General features: G+C 60.1%; 14 protein-coding genes, 1 tRNA gene and 2 pseudogenes. 7 read left to right on the forward strand and 10 right to left on the reverse strand.

Going from position 1 to position 14,463, the window contains the following annotated elements; translation table 11 throughout:
• The 3 genes and pseudogenes from NW835_RS06160 to NW835_RS06170 form a co-directional block, all read right to left on the reverse strand.
• A pseudogene (locus NW835_RS06160) lies at nt 1-128 on the reverse strand (DUF255 domain-containing protein); the annotation flags it as partial.
• Nucleotides 129-248: 120 nt separating this feature from the next.
• On the reverse strand, nt 249-752 hold the full coding sequence (locus NW835_RS06165; protein ID WP_414414804.1) for a GNAT family N-acetyltransferase: 504 nt from the start codon (nt 750-752) through the stop codon (nt 249-251).
• Between the two features lie 73 nt (nt 753-825).
• Complete coding sequence (locus tag NW835_RS06170) at nt 826-1,293, reverse strand: SRPBCC family protein (protein WP_414365612.1); 468 nt, start codon at nt 1,291-1,293, stop codon at nt 826-828.
• Between the two features lie 288 nt (nt 1,294-1,581).
• Between NW835_RS06170 and NW835_RS06175 the strand changes: the two genes are divergently transcribed.
• Complete coding sequence (locus NW835_RS06175) at nt 1,582-2,358, forward strand: DUF502 domain-containing protein (RefSeq protein WP_414365613.1); 777 nt, start codon at nt 1,582-1,584, stop codon at nt 2,356-2,358.
• On the opposite strand, the gene NW835_RS06180 is transcribed toward NW835_RS06175, so the two are convergent.
• Nucleotides 2,359-2,688 (reverse strand): TIGR03792 family protein, encoded by a 330-nt coding sequence (locus NW835_RS06180; protein ID WP_414414805.1) that lies wholly within the window; start codon nt 2,686-2,688, stop codon nt 2,359-2,361.
• A 24-nt stretch (nt 2,689-2,712) separates the two neighbouring features.
• Nucleotides 2,713-4,047, reverse strand: coding sequence for a 3-phosphoshikimate 1-carboxyvinyltransferase (gene aroA / locus NW835_RS06185; protein WP_414414812.1), 1,335 nt, complete (start codon nt 4,045-4,047; stop codon nt 2,713-2,715).
• A gap of 326 nt (nt 4,048-4,373) precedes the next feature.
• Here aroA and rsmH point away from each other — a divergent pair, with 326 nt between their 5' ends.
• A complete protein-coding gene (gene rsmH / locus NW835_RS06190; protein ID WP_414414806.1) occupies nt 4,374-5,303 on the forward strand; it encodes a 16S rRNA (cytosine(1402)-N(4))-methyltransferase RsmH in 930 nt (309 codons plus the stop codon).
• 322 nt (nt 5,304-5,625) lie between these two features.
• Nucleotides 5,626-5,943 (forward strand): hypothetical protein, encoded by a 318-nt coding sequence (locus NW835_RS06195; protein ID WP_414365616.1) that lies wholly within the window; start codon nt 5,626-5,628, stop codon nt 5,941-5,943.
• Here the strand turns inward: NW835_RS06195 and NW835_RS06200 are convergent.
• Together NW835_RS06200 and NW835_RS06205 are read right to left on the reverse strand one after the other, a co-directional pair.
• Entirely contained in the window at nt 5,940-6,683 is a 744-nt protein-coding gene (locus tag NW835_RS06200; RefSeq protein WP_414365617.1) for a response regulator, read from the reverse strand. The genes NW835_RS06195 and NW835_RS06200 overlap by 4 nt on opposite strands.
• Before the next feature lie 131 nt (nt 6,684-6,814).
• Nucleotides 6,815-7,675: a prephenate/arogenate dehydrogenase gene (locus NW835_RS06205; RefSeq protein ID WP_414414807.1), complete on the reverse strand. Its 861-nt coding sequence runs from the start codon at nt 7,673-7,675 to the stop codon at nt 6,815-6,817.
• A 216-nt stretch (nt 7,676-7,891) separates the two neighbouring features.
• On the opposite strand from NW835_RS06205, the pseudogene NW835_RS06210 reads away from it, so the two are divergent.
• Nucleotides 7,892-8,185 (forward strand): annotated as a pseudogene (locus NW835_RS06210) (DUF6679 family protein); the annotation flags it as partial.
• A gap of 258 nt (nt 8,186-8,443) precedes the next feature.
• Here the strand turns inward: NW835_RS06210 and NW835_RS06215 are convergent.
• On the reverse strand, nt 8,444-9,199 hold the full coding sequence (locus NW835_RS06215; RefSeq protein WP_414414808.1) for a segregation/condensation protein A: 756 nt from the start codon (nt 9,197-9,199) through the stop codon (nt 8,444-8,446).
• A gap of 167 nt (nt 9,200-9,366) precedes the next feature.
• Between NW835_RS06215 and NW835_RS06220 the strand changes: the two genes are divergently transcribed.
• Together NW835_RS06220 and NW835_RS06225 are read left to right on the forward strand one after the other, a co-directional pair.
• Nucleotides 9,367-9,438: transfer RNA gene (locus NW835_RS06220), tRNA-Val, on the forward strand.
• 212 nt (nt 9,439-9,650) lie between these two features.
• Nucleotides 9,651-10,100, forward strand: coding sequence for a hypothetical protein (locus NW835_RS06225; RefSeq protein WP_414414809.1), 450 nt, complete (start codon nt 9,651-9,653; stop codon nt 10,098-10,100).
• Between the two features lie 73 nt (nt 10,101-10,173).
• Here the strand turns inward: NW835_RS06225 and NW835_RS06230 are convergent, their stop codons facing one another.
• A complete protein-coding gene (locus NW835_RS06230) occupies nt 10,174-11,157 on the reverse strand; it encodes a PQQ-dependent sugar dehydrogenase (RefSeq protein ID WP_414414810.1) in 984 nt (327 codons plus the stop codon).
• 297 nt (nt 11,158-11,454) lie between these two features.
• Here NW835_RS06230 and NW835_RS06235 point away from each other — a divergent pair, with 297 nt between their 5' ends.
• The gene (locus NW835_RS06235) at nt 11,455-13,890 is read left to right on the forward strand and encodes a glycoside hydrolase family 31 protein (RefSeq protein ID WP_414414811.1); all 2,436 of its coding nucleotides are present in this window, start codon (nt 11,455-11,457) and stop codon (nt 13,888-13,890) included.
• Here NW835_RS06235 and NW835_RS06240 read toward each other — a convergent pair.
• Entirely contained in the window at nt 13,887-14,354 is a 468-nt protein-coding gene (locus NW835_RS06240; RefSeq protein WP_414337036.1) for a peroxiredoxin family protein, read from the reverse strand. The genes NW835_RS06235 and NW835_RS06240 overlap by 4 nt on opposite strands.
• Nucleotides 14,355-14,463 lie beyond the last annotated feature (109 nt).

The raw sequence follows: 14,463 nt of genomic DNA on the forward strand, positions 1-14,463 counted from the left end.
AGAAAAATCGGCTTGTCCTCAGCCCGGGCTTTCTCCAGAGCTTCCGGGATCCAAGGCCACCAATCCACCGGGTTCTCGGCGTGCTTGCGCAGGTAAAGACTGGAACACGTGGCAAGGCGATTGGCCATAGGTACACCCTCTCACCCTTTTTGCTTTAGGCTAGCGCGTCCTCTCCTCAAGGCCGAGCTAACCCACTGTTGTTCAAGATACACTCACCCACGCCTCCCCCTTGCCCCAGGGATCCCCTTTCAAGCCTGCGCCTGTTCGGCAGGGGTCAGCAAGAGCTCCGGCGAGCGACCGTACAAAACTAAAGTGGTGCTGGGGTTTTCCACAAAGCCGATCTGCTCGTAAAAGCCACGCTGATGGGTGGTAAACAGGTAGATGCGCTCCACCGACTGCAGGTGGGGATGGCTGATCAGGGTTTCCACCAGCTTGCGCCCAATGCCCTGCCGTCGATACTCGTGATCAACCACAATGTCCCAGAGGACAGCCCGGTAAACCCCGTCAGAGGTGGCGCGACCAAAGCCAATGAGGCGCTCCCCGTCCCAGACGCTGACCACCGGGTGGCTGTGGGCGATGGCCCGTTCCATCTCTTCCCGCCGGCGATTCTGGGCCCAAAAGGCGTTGCGGTTCAACAACACTAGGAGTTGATCCAGATCCAGATCGTCTCGCTTCAGGGAGAAGCGAATGTTGCGGTTGTCCACCGGCCGATGAGAGAGAACGACGACAGACTCGAGGGAGGGATCGGACATGAAGCAAACCTTGGGCAACAGGGAAGGTTAGCAACGGTTGACTGGGCAGCAGAAAACTGCAGCAAGATCGAGGCTAGCCAGTGGAGGCATTGTCGGCGGCCCGCGCCGCCTGCTCCAAAGCATAGGCTTTGAAGCGCTCCAGGTCGGCTTGAATGGTACTCTCCACCACTTTGCCCACAAACAGGCTGTCCAAGATTTTGCCGAGGAGTCCCGGGATCTTGTAGGCCACCGACAGCTTGACAATAGTACTGCCCTTGCGATCGTAAAACCGCAGCGCCCCCCGATTGGGAAGCCCTTCTACCGATTGCCAGCCAATGTGCTGATGCTTCACCACCGTATGGGTGCGGGAGATCCAACTGAAGGTAAAGCCGCGCGTGTCCAGTGTCCACCGCGATAGCTCGTGATCCAGCAATTCCACTGAGCGGATCCACTTCATCCAGCGCGGCATGAGGGCAAGGTCGGCCCACAGCTCCCACACCTGCTCGATGGGAACCGGCACCTCCACCTGACAGGTGTGCTCTAACCAATCGGACTCTGACATGGGGCCTCCCACACGACATTCGGCAGAACTATCCCAGGGCTTGGCCACAACGCCTCCGGGCGGGATCCCTGCCTTTACAAAGTTTCACACTGACCTAAGATAGCATTATCGGCCTCATGAAAGTTTGGGGCTCCGCGCTTTTTGGCAGCCCGTTTTTTGTCCGAGCAGGTTGTGGCTGCCCCCCATGAGGGCAAGGCAGAAGGCAGGTATGATGATTGCCATCTGCAAGTCTCACTTACGTCGGCTCGGTGCGTCCACTCATTAACGACTTGATGGAACGACCTCACCATGGTTTCTCAATGGAAACAGCATCTTAAGAACTATTTCGTGGCGGGGTTGCTGGTGGTGATCCCTCTGGCAACTACGATTTGGCTGACGGTGGAGGTGGCCACCTGGAGCATCGGCTTTTTGACCAGCATTCCCAAGCAGTTTAATCCCATCCAGGGGCTGCACCCCATTTTGATCAACCTCATCGATCTGGCGGTGGGCTTGTTGACACCGGTTGTGTTCATCCTGCTGATCGGCTTCATGGCCCGCAACATTGTCGGCCAGTGGCTGCTCAACCTGAGCGAGCAGTTGCTCCATGCAATCCCGATAGCGGGGCTGGTCTACAAAACCCTGAAGCAATTGGTCAGCGTTTTATTTGCCCCTAACAACCAACGCTTTCGACGGGTGGTGCTGGTGGAATATCCTCGGCCTGGGGTTTGGGCATTAGCTTTTGTAACGGGCGTCATTCAAACTCCCATTCGACCGGATGGACCGCAGCGCTCCCTCAGCCTGTTCGTGCCCACCACGCCCAACCCAACCACTGGCTGGTACGCCATTGTGCCGGAAGACCAGGTGGTGGAGGTGTTCATGCCGGTGGAGGATGCTTTTAAGATGCTCATCTCCGGTGGGATCGTGACTCCGGAAACTTTTGAGGTCGGGCTGCAACGGCGCGAAGGGGCTCTGGCGGTGGCCATGCCCAGCCTGCGGGAGTTGGTGGAACAAGAGCGGGCGGCGGCATCCGCTAGGGCCGACTCAACGGCTGCCGAGGTGGGCTTTGAGACCCAAGGGATCCCCTAATCAAGCTTGTCCCTCTCCCAATAGGTCGGGCTGCCAGAGCTGGTATTCTCTGGCCTGCTCTAGGCGCACATAAAAAGGCCGCATCTGCCGATCCAAAGCTTCTGCCTGCTCCGAGGGGAAGGCTTTCCAGGCAGCATGGCTGGCCCAGCGAATGATGAGGTGAACAAGTTCGGGATCCTCGGCGTCAAGCCAGACCTCTTTGCCCAAAAAGCCCGGCTGTTGGTGCAGGGCGGGCCCCCAGACCTGCTCGTCTTGCAGAACAAAAGCCCTCTGGCCACCGGGAGGAACCCGGAAGCAGAGGTGTTCGATGGCGATGGGCTGGTCTGACATCGGCAAAGGTTGGTGCTGGGCTGGCTAGGACGCGGACGAAGGGTTGATCAGCCGCTGCAGGGTGGGGATGAAGTCGGGGTAGGAGATGCGGGCACAGTCAGCCCCTCGAAGGGTGGTGGATCCCTGGGCGGCTAGGGCAGCCACCATCAAGCTCATGGCGATGCGGTGATCCTCATGGCTGTCCACTTCGGCCCCCTGCAGAGGGATCCCCCCTTGGATTTCCAGGCCGTCGGGATATTCGGTGACCTGGGCTCCCATCCGGCTGAGTTCCTGGGCGATGGCCGCCAAGCGGTCGCTCTCTTTGACCCGCAATTCCGCTGCATCGCGAATGACTGTAGTCCCCTCGGCAAAGGCTGCCGCCACCGCCAAAACCGGGATCTCGTCGATTAGCGTGGGAATGAGATCGCCACCAATGCTGCAGCCCCGCAGGCGAGCCGAGCGGACCCGCAGATCCCCCAGGGGTTCACCTGCAACTTCCCGGCGGTTTTCAATGGAAATATCGGCCCCCATCTCCTGCAACACCTGCAGCACGCCGGTGCGGGTGGGATTGAGGCCCACGTCCCGCAGCAGCAATTCGCTCTCCGGCACAATCGAGGCGGCCACCAGCCAGAAAGCCGCCGAGCTGATGTCCCCTGGCACCTGCACTGTCTGGCCCACCAGGCGGGATCCTCCCACCACAGCCACGGTTTTCGCCGCCGTATCCACGTGGATCTCGGCACCAAAGGCCCGTAGCATCCGCTCCGAGTGGTCGCGGGAAAGGGCCGGCTCTGTAACTTGCGTGGTGCCTTCCGCCAGCAGGCCCGCCAGCAACAGACAGGATTTTACCTGGGCCGAGGCCACCGGCGAGTGGTAATGGATCCCCCTCAGGGATCCCCCCTGCACCGCTAAAGGAGCCAAGGTGCCCCCCGCCCGCCCCCAGATGTTCGCTCCCATCTGCCGCAGCGGCTCCACCACCCGTCCCATAGGCCGTGAGCGCAGGGAGCGATCCCCAGTGACAGCAAAAAAGCGCCCCCGCTGGCCGGCCAGAATCCCTAGCATCAGGCGCAGGGTGGTGCCGGAATTGCCGGCGTCTAAGACATCTGCCGGCTCCTGCAGGCGATCCAAGCCCACCCCTTGAATGCGGACGCACTCGCTGTTGAGCTCTGGGATATCGGCCCCCAAGGCCCGAAAACAGGCTGCCGTACTGCAGGGATCCTCCCCCAGCAGCAGCCCGTGAATGACGGTTTCCCCTTCCGCCAGGGATCCCAGCATTAGGGCGCGGTGGGAAATGGACTTATCGCCGGGGATGTTTACTTGACCGCGCAGGCCGCGGGCGGGCGAGAGCGTCAGGATGTCGGCAGAAGAAGCAGTGGTCAGCACAGCAGCCGTGACAACAGACGAAGACAAAAGCCGTCTTAATCATACGTTAAGCTGAAACCTGCCCTGCTCTTGCCGGCGGTCGGCCTTGCACCCAGAGGATCCTGACCTACTGGAAGACAGCCCGTCTTTTGACGGCAGCCGACCCTATCCCCGAGGATGAGCTTAACAACATGGATTCCTTGGTCGGGGCCTGGCCTCGGCCTTTTTTTGCAGGCCCTTATGTTGTGAATGCTAGCGTTTGATGGTACTAGAGTTTCCTACCGATCCTGCAATGGGTAAAGCTGGCCCGTTGAGCGGGGAAAGAATCAAAGCCACCCCCTGCACCTATGGACTTGGCAAGAGCTCAGCTTGGGGAAATGCTTCTGTACCACCACGAGTCTGTTTTGACGGAGGCAGTGGTGGCCTACCTGCACCCTCAGCAGGGTGGCACCTTTTTGGACGTGACGTTAGGTGGTGGTGGACATAGTTTGGCGCTGCTGCAGAAGGGAGCAGAGCGCGTGGTGGGGCTGGATCGGGATCCGACGGCTCTGGAGGCAGCCCAGGCGCGTCTGGCCGCAGCAGGGATCCCCCAGGAGCGCATCCAGCTTTGGCACCTCAACTTCGCTGATTTTGATCTGCAGCGGCACGGCTTCCGGGATGAACAAGGGCAGGGGATCCCTTTCGATGGCATCGTGGCCGACCTCGGAGTGAGCTCGCCCCAACTGGACTGCCCCGAGCGGGGCTTTAGCTTTCGCGCTGAGGGGCCGCTGGATATGCGCATGGATCCCACCGCCAGTCAGGAAACGGCCGCCGATTGGGTCAATTGCCGGCCAGTCGAAGACTTGATTGACATCTTTGTCCGCTATGGCGAGGAGCGCTTTGCCCGCCGCATTGCCCACCACATCGAACGATCCCGCCCCCTTTTCACCACCACCCAACTGGCTCAGGTGGTCTGGCAGGCGGTGCCGCCGGCAGCGCGGCGAGGTCGCATCCATCCAGCCACGCGAGTCTTCCAGGCCCTGCGCACTGCCGTCAACCGAGAGCTGGAGGCCCTAGAAACCCTGCTGGCCCAGGCTCCCAATTGGCTAAAACCCGGCGGCAGATTGGCTGTAATCAGCTTCCACAGCCTGGAAGATCGCCTAGTGAAATGGGCCTTCCGCACGGATCCCCGCTGGCAGGTGCTCACCCCCAAACCTCTGGGCCCTTCCGAGCTGGAGCAGCAACGCAATCCCCGCGCCCGCTCTGCCAAACTGCGAGTGGCTGCCCGCAGCAGCTAAGTTGCCGCCCTGCCCCCTGGAGGCCCTCTGAGGTGCGTAGGGATCGGATAAAGTGAGGCCCAGTTGGCAGCAGTTTCTTGGTGTGTGAGGTGCAAACTCTATGGTCAGCCAGACTTTGAATGCGGGCCCTGGCCGCAGTTCTCTCCCTGTCCAGCGCAAAACCGCGACCTTGGCCCCTCGTCCCCATCCAAGGACTACTCCGCCCCTCCCCGCCGGCAAAGTCAGAACCAGTCGCCCCCAACCCTCGAAATCAGCCTATCCCCCTAGCCGGGATCCCGCCTGGAGAGAGCACCTGATCTGGTGGAAGCAGATCTCCACCGGCATGGCCCTCGTCTCGGGATTGTCGGTGCTGAGTGTGTACAGTTGGACGGTGCATACCCAAAGCCGGTGGAGCCAGCGCTACCGACTGTGGCAGCAGATGCAGCGCAACGAACGACAGTTTCTCCTCACCCAAGAGTCCATCGCCAATTCCTTGCGGGAGATCGCCGACCGCTCCGACATGGTGCCTCTGGTACCGGAGCGGATGATCGAGGTGCCAATTGCCCTCCCCAGCACAGCTTCTGGGCAGGGGCAAAACAAAGCCAAGCCTCTGGAGGCATCCGAGCAAGCCCCTCCTTTTTTTTATCCGGTTGGATACTAATCCAAAGGCTCTAAGCGGTAGCGGCTAAGCCAGTGATCCAAGTGCACCTCCTCCTCATCCAGGAGTTGGGCGTTGATCAGACCCCGCTTGAAGGCAAGGCGAATGGCGCGGGCCCGCAAGCTAAAAGTTGTGCCCCACTCCTCGCTCTCAATTTGGTCGTTGCTCACCTCAAGCTTGTCGTAGAGATTGCGCAGACGATTGGTCACCCCTCGCCGCGACAAAAACCGCCGTGCGGCAATGGCTTGATCGGTGAGGCCGAGGGCAATATCGATCAACACCTCGTACTCAGCATCGCTGAGGCCGGTAATTTTGTTTTGCGAACGGGAATCGACCCCTCGCACCTCTCGATCGATCACACATTGCTCATCCTGCACCACGGCCTGGATGGCACTGACCAATTTTTCGTCGGTGCAATTCTTCAGGAGATAGCCATAGACGGTTTGCGGCGGCACGATCTTGTGCAGCTCCCGCACATAGACCTCATCGGCAAAGTGGGACCAAAAAATGATGCGCGTACTGGGTTGCTCCGACCAAACCTGTCGAGCCACCTCGATCCCGCTCATCTCGGGCATGCGGATGTCTAACAAAAGAAAGTTGGGACGGTGCTGACGGTAGAGCTCCAATGCCTCTCTGCCGTTGGAGGCCATGTACACCGGGCCAAACTGCGGCAGATGCTGCATCAGCAGACTGTGCACATGTTGGCGGTAAAGGATGTCATCTTCAGCAAGGAGGGTGCTCACAGGCCTTGATCGCTAGTCCACCTACTCTAGTATGTTTCCTACCCTAGAAATCTCTGCGAAGGAAAATAAGGCACCAATGAGCAGTGGCAAAGTCGAGCCAGGGATCCTCTACAGCAGCTACAGGTAGCCGCTCAGGACGGTGTCTGATTGACCCGGAACTGTTGCCATTCTTGCCGGGTTCGTTGCAGCACCTGTAGCAGCTCCTCCCACCGTTCGCCCTCGATCAGCCGCTCTATTTTCCCCAACTGGACTTGATAGCCGCGCAGGGCAGCCAGGAGCGCCTGCTGGTTGTGACGGGCCATCTCTAGGCCCAACTGCGGGATCCCGCCACCGACACGACTGGTATCTCGGAACCCGCTGCTGGCCAGGGTGCGGGCCAATTCCAGAATGTCGGGATCCTCCTCTTGGCCGACAGCAGCAATCAAAGCGGCGCTGATCATGACCGGCAAATGGCTGATCCAGGCCACCGCCTGGTCGTGGCGTTCCGGATCGGCCAGGACAACTTCTGCGCCAACCGCTGTCACCAGTTCTTTCATCGCCTCGACCGCCTGCGGCTGCGTCTGGGGGAGAGGAGTGAGTACATAGGGCCGCCCCAGAAACAAGCTGGCTTCTGCCGCCTGGATGCCCTGCAACGTCTTGCCGGCCATCGGGTGACCTCCAACAAACAGCGGCCACAACTCCGTTGCTGGAGCAACAATCGGTTGCTTCACCGAGCCAACATCGCTCACCACCGTCTGCGGCGATAGATGGGGCACCAAGGCCGCTAGCGTGACCAATACCTGCTCCAGGGGGGTACAGATCACCACCACCTGGGGATCGAAATCAGCCAACTGGGCCAAATCGGTTCCACAGCCCTGCAGCGCTCCCCGTTCCAGCACCTCCTGACAGGTGGCCCGATGGCGGCTGATCCCCCAGACGGGGTAACCTTCTTTGCTAAGTTTGAGGGCCAGGGATCCGCCGATCAACCCCAACCCGACAATGGCAATGCGCATGGTTTTCCGTATCTATGTTCACTATTGGGTACTCTGAAACGGCTTGGGGCATGGAGAGACGGCCTTTCCGGATCCCTTCCAGATTAAGACCAGATTAAAGGCTCCATCCCGCCGCGCGAAAAGCATACAGCGGGGGGATCCAGCCGCTAAGATGGAAGGATGAACTGGGTAACCCCCACAACAGTTCGCCCGGATCTTTCATCTCAGGAGGGGACCGTGCTTCATCGTAGGATCTATCAACTCAGCCGCGAAGGCAAGGATGTGTGGATCTACCTGCGCGATCAGGGACGCTGGCTGGAACGAGCCAAGATCCTCGATATCGAAGGGGATACCATCCTGGTTCGCTACGAAACGGAAGACGAAGAGGAGATTTGCTCCTGGGAGGAGATGATTCGTTTGGAGAGCATCGGAGCTGTTGCCCAGCGCCTTTCCTCCATCCCGAAAGGGGTGCTCAGCACCTCGGATTTGCTTATTTCCGAGGATTGTCCTCCTGCTGAGTTACTGCATTCCCCACCTTCGCCTCGCGCCACAGAGCCCCTCAGCGAAGAGCATCCCGGCAGCGAGCGCCTTGAAGAATACTACCTGGATCGGGAAACCTCTGCCGTCCGTGACAGCGAAGCGGAGTCTTTGCTACCCCTACGCTTGAACGGAGAAGACCTCAAGCGGGCGGATCGGGCTCGGAGCGATGTGGAGGGTCAGCGGGAGGGCAACCACGACTGAGCCGCAGTCTTCATGGAAAGCAGTCAGGAAGGGATCCCAGGGTAGAAGCTATTCTACCAGGGATCCCCTGGAGCAGGGACGAATGGTCAAGGGGCCGTAGAACTCCTCTTGGTAAAGCTCCACCTGCGAGCGAGAAGCCATGAGCAATAGCGACCAGAACACCTGAATCGGGTGAGAAGCCTCGCCACTCCCTTTCAGAGAGCTTTCTTGGCAAAAGTATTGCTGCAGGTCGTCAAAGCTGATTTGGGCGATACCCTGTTGCCAAAGTTGGGCAAGCAGGGATTCCAGCTCGGCAGTGGTCTCTACGAGGTTTTCTGGGTGGGCCAACTGAGCGATCGCTGATAGCGGTTGCTTGCGAGAAACCCGTTGAGCCAGGGGCCTTGAGGCAGGCTCAAAGCGCTGTTCCAGCAAGGTCTCCAGCTCCTGCAGGTGGCCGATCAGTTCTTTGAGGGTGATGGGCCGAGTCCGACTCAGGCGGGGTACGGCCCTGGGCTGCAACACGCGATCCAGTTGGGCCAACGACCAACTGGGCCAGGGATCCTCCTCCAACTCCACCGGGCTGGTCTCCTCACTTTCTTCGTCTTCCGGCTCTGACAGCGCCATCGCCTTGAGATAGACCAACATAGCGGCATAGAGAAAAGCCTGTCCCGACTCCGACAGGTCATGACTGTTGGCAGCAGGAGCCATACGGGCTAAAAACCGATCGATGACGTCGATAACCTGCACATCCCACGGGTTAATCTCGCCCCGTTCTGCCAAATCGATAAGCAGAGCAATTGCCTCTTCGGTCGGTAAGTAGGCCATAGTGCCCCCAGCCTCTGTCCCTCACTGTAGCCCCCAAGCGGGATCCCGGCCATCTCCAGCCGGAGTCAAACCTCCAGCTCAACTTCTCAAGCCAACCGGCTGTGCAGCGGCGGTGCGATCGTGTAAGATAGTAGTCCAGCTCTAGCAGTTGCTAGAGTAGAACGTAAGGGCGGTTAGCACAGTGGTAGCGCACTTCCTTCACACGGAAGGGGTCACAAGTTCGAATCTTGTACCGCCCATAGGTTTTGACCTTCAGCGGACAGAGCTTCCGTTTCTCCTGCCGGGTGGTAACCCACGGGCTTCCCTGCCTTTGATAGAGAGCCACTGGTTATCGAAAACGAGGATAGGCAGCTTCTGCCAGACTCCTGTCCTCTGGGCAAGTGCTTCGAGCTGGGTAGACTAGGAACCTACAGGAGTCCCCTGCCTGTAACCAAAAGCCAGGAGATGCGTCATGAGTCCCTTCACCAACCCTCCCCAACCCCTGACTCCCGGCGAGTTTTTATCTTACTTAGAGGAGATAACAGGAGCCTACAAAGTTAAGACATCGATTATCACCTTTCACAGCAGAATTTGGAGTCAAGCATTTGATCTCAAATTTTCCAAGGGTCAGTGGATTTTTGGGTACAGCCCCTACTGGAGAGCGCTTCTAGAAGCTAAGCTCCAAAACAGCGAATACTATCCAATATCTTGCGTTGTCAGAACCTTCACCGACGAAAAACACAAGCGCAAGGCCCCCAATGGCAAAATCGTTTTGATCCCGACTAAAGAGCTAAGGATGTTCTTTCTTCCGGCTCCAGGACAGCTTATCAAGCTAACTCCAGAGGAATGCTTTGCCTGCCACAATACAGATGCCCAAACGGGAGAGCCACTCCCCCTTGAGCAAGATGTCAAGTTTTTGTAGTAGCAGCAGTGGGAGTTAGGAAGCGCTGCTAGGGCCAATCCCCCAGGACTAGGGCCATGTAGCTTAACCCCAATCAAGAGCTTGGCTCCAAGCGCAACAGGGATCCGTTGGGGGCATCGGTCAATAAGTAGAGCAAGCCATCCGGGCCCTGGCGCACATCTCGGATGCGACCCACCGCTCCTTCTAGCAGGCGCTCTTCTGCCACCACGCGATCCCCCTGCAAAACCAGGCGTGCCAAATGCTGACCGGCCAGCGCTCCCACAAAGAGATTGCCCCGCCACTCAGGAAAGACATCTCCCGTGTAAAAGGCCATGCCAGAAGGGGCAATGGAGGGCGTCCAGTGCAGCAGCGGCGAAGCCAATCCAGGAGCTGCCGCCAGTCCTTGGCCGACCGGTTCGCCGCTGTACTCCCGACCATGGGTAATCAGGGGCCAGCCGTAGTTGACACCGGGGGCCAAGATGTTGATCTCGTCCCCCCCTTGCGGCCCATGTTCGTGCGTCCAAATGGCTCCTGTCTCGGGGTGGCGGGTCATTCCCTGAATGTTGCGGTGGCCATAGGTAAAAATTTCCGGCAAAGCCCCTGCTTTTCCCACAAAGGGGTTGTCTGGCGGGATCCCGCCCGTGTCAGTAAGGCGCAACACCTTGCCGGCAGCATCCCCCAGATCCTGGGCCCGATCCCGCTCGCCGCGGTCGCCGGTGCTGATGTAGAGAAACCCTTCTTTGTCAAAGGCCAGGCGGGAGCCGAAGTGCTGTTGGGCAGGGGTTTTGCGCTCCATGTCAAAAATCACTTCCAGATCCTGGAGTTCTCTTTCTCTCAGACGGGCCCGCGCCACTCGCGTCCCCCCGCCGCCTGGCCCAGGAGCTGCATAGGACAAGTAGATCCAGCCGTTCTCTGCGTAGTTGGGGTGCAAGGCAATATCCAGCAGCCCTCCCTGGCCGCGGGCAAACACCTCTGGCACCCCAGCGATGGGCTGGGGATCCAACCCCTGCTCGGTAACTCGGCGCAGCCGGCCCGGACGTTCGGTCACCAGGATGGTTCCGTCTGGCAGAAAGGCCATCCCCCAAGGATGCTCCAACCCGCTTGCCAACGTCACGACCTGGAAGCGCTGCTCTGTCCTGGCTCTGGGCAGAGCTTGGGCGTGATCCCCCTGTTGCAGAGACATGACCGTTTCCGGTCTGACCGGGTAGGCCCCAACAGGGGCGGACAACCCCCCCAAAAGCAACAGCGAGGAGAGAAGTTTTATCGCCGGGATCCTCAGAGCCATTGCCACCTCGTTTTCGCGATGGATTTTGAGGTTTGAGCTAGCCAATCATTGCTGCTGCTCTTCTAAAAAGATGTACCGATGGGAGCAGAGTTGGCTGCGCACAAGAGTGGGGAGCTGCCTGCTCCCTTGCGGCCTTGGGTTAGCCTTGAGAGCAGCATCTGCCCCCAAATCATGCTGGAAGCTAGCGAGATCTTCGGCCAGCCCCAGAGGCAAACCTGTGGATCCCTGCAGGAACTCCAGATCCACCCCAGGGGGATCCGTCTCCTCTGTACCCAGGGCCGCTGGTCTATTCAGGTGCTCACCCCTCGTCTACTGCGGCTGCGCTTTAGCCCCAGTGGCGAGTTCTTGCCCCGTCGTTCTTGGGATGTGGCTTTGGCGGATGCAGAGTGGCCGCCGGCTCCTTTTGAGCTGCAGGAAAGCCCCACCCAAGTTCACCTCAGCACTTCTCTGGTGCAACTGCAGATCGACCGGGATCCCCTCTGCTTCAGCTTTCGCGATCCCCAGGGCCAGGTCTTTTGTGCCGATATCTCTGGGGGCCTCAGTTGGGGATCCGAGAGCATCCGCCTGGTTAAATCCCTCCACCCCGCCGAGCACATCTACGGCCTGGGAGAACGGGCTGGGCTGCTCAACAAGCGGGGCCGGCGCTACAGCCACTGGACCCGCGACTGCTGGGGCTACGACGCCCACAGTGACAACCTCTATCTGGCCATTCCCTTTGCCTTGCTCCTCCGCCCTGGCCTCTGCTACGGCCTCTTCCTGCACTGCACCCACTGGAGCCAGTTCGACCTGGGCCAGGCGGAGCCTGAACAGTGGGCCATCGAAGTGCGCGCCCCCGAGCTGGACTACTACCTCATCTACGGCCCTACCCCCGCTTTGGTGCTCCAGACCTACACCCAACTCACCGGGCGAACCCCCCTGCCTCCGCTCTGGGCCCTCGGCTACCAGCAGTGCCGCTGGAGCTACGCCAGCGCTGCTCAAGTACAGAACATTGCCGAGCAATTTCGCCAGCGCCAGATCCCCTGCGACGTCATCTACCTGGATATCGACTACATGCGCGGCTACCGCGTTTTCACCTGGGATCCCCGCCGCTTTCCCGATCCCGCTCGCCTCACGGCCCAGCTGCATGAAGCCGGCTTTCGAGTGGTGGCCATTGGGGATCCCGGCGTCAAGTTCGATCCCGAAGCCGACTACGCCGTTTTTGACGAGGGCCTGGCCCAAGACTTCTTCATTCGCCGCGCCGACGGCCACCTCTTCCACGGCTATGTTTGGCCGGGCAAAGTTCTCTTCCCCGATTTCTCGCGCCCCGAAGTGCGGCAGTGGTGGGGATCCTGGCAGCGGGTTCTCACTCAAGCCGGTGTGGATGGCATCTGGAACGACATGAATGAGCCGGCCCTCAACGACCGCCCCTTTGGAGATGGGGGCCAAATTGTGGACATCCCCCCCGACGCCCCCCAAGGATCCCCCGAAGAGCGCACCACCCACGCCGAGGTGCACAACCTCTATGGCCTCCTGATGGCCCGCGCCTCCCGCGAGGGTCTAGAACAGCTCTGCCCCAACCAGCGCCCCTTTGTCCTCACCCGCTCCGGCTTTGCCGGGATCCAGCGCTGGGCTGCCGTCTGGACAGGAGACAACCAATCCTCCTGGGAACATCTGGAGATGTCCCTACCCATGCTCCTCAACCTGGGCCTGTCGGGAGTTAGCTTTGTCGGCGCCGACATCGGCGGCTTCGGGGGCAACGCCACTCCCGAGCTGTTTGCCCGCTGGATGCAAATGGGGCTCCTCTATCCCCTCATGCGCGGCCACAGTGCTCAGGGAACTCGCCCCCACGAACCCTGGAGCTTTGGCCCTGAGGTGGAAGCCATTGCTCGACAGGCCATCCAGCTGCGTTATCAACTGTTGCCCTACCTCTACAGCCTCTTCTGGGAGTCCAGCCAAACCGGCTCCCCCATCCTGCGCCCCCTGTTCTACGAATTCCCTGACGATCCCCAGACCTACGAGATCTCAGACCAAGCCATGCTGGGATCCGCCCTCCTAGCTGCCCCCGTCGTCCGTCCGGGGATCCGCTGCCGCGCTGTCTATCTCCCGGCGGGCACCTGGTTTGACTGGTGGACAGGCCAGGCCCACAGCGGCCCTGGCTATGTGCTGGCCCCCGCCCCCCTTGACCAACTGCCTCTCCTTGTACGCAGCGGCTCTATCCTGCCCTTAGCTCCTCCCTGCCAGTCCACCACCGACCTGCGCCGTGACCAACTGCGCCTTAAACTCTACCCCGGTGACGGCAGCTTCACCCTCTACGAAGACGACGGCCAAACCCTCGCCTACTCAAGCGGCCAGTGGGCCACCACCACCTTCCGCCTGCACCAGCAGGCCAACCAGCTCCTCCTAGAGATCGAGCCCCGCCACGGTGGCTGGATCCCACCCAAACGCACCTGGATCCTTGAGCCCCTTGGCCAGGCCCCCCTCCTCTTGCCCGACAGCGGCCAGGCCCAGCAGATCTGTCTGTCCAGCCCAGAAAGAGCCCGCCCCTAGTCAACTGCCCTCACCGCCTCCAGCAGCTCGCGGTTGTCCCGCTTGAAGATGGGCAGCCACTCCACATGCTGGTAGCGCAGGATCCCTTGGCTATCCACCACAAAATAGGCCCGCCGTATCCCCAGCAGACTATCCACCCCGTATTGCTGGCTCACCCTCCTGTCCACATCGCTCAGCAAAGGAAACTCCAGCTTGAGCTGCTCGGCAAAGGCTTCGTGCTTGGAGACAGGATCACTGCTAATCCCCAAGATCTCGCACCCTGCTGCCCGAAAAGCTCCCCAGTCCTCCCGAAAACAGCGCATCTCGCTCGTACACACCGGCGAGAAGTCCGCCGGGTAAAAAGCCAGCAACACCTTGCTCTTGCCCCGATAGGCCCCCAGCGAAATCGTCGCCCCCTTCGGGATCCCTTTCCCCACTGCAGGCAGGCTGAAGTCAGGAGCTGCAGTCCCAATCACAATCCCCATAAAGCCGTCCGAAACCTTAAAGATCCCCTCACCAGTCTAACGGCGAATCCGGACCCTTGCTCCGTCGGGGGGGATTTTGGTGTGGGGTATTGACATGTGGGTTGGGGTG

Source organism: Synechococcus sp. OH2, assembly GCF_047462155.1.
Classification (GTDB): Bacteria; Cyanobacteriota; Cyanobacteriia; order Thermostichales; family Thermostichaceae; genus Thermostichus.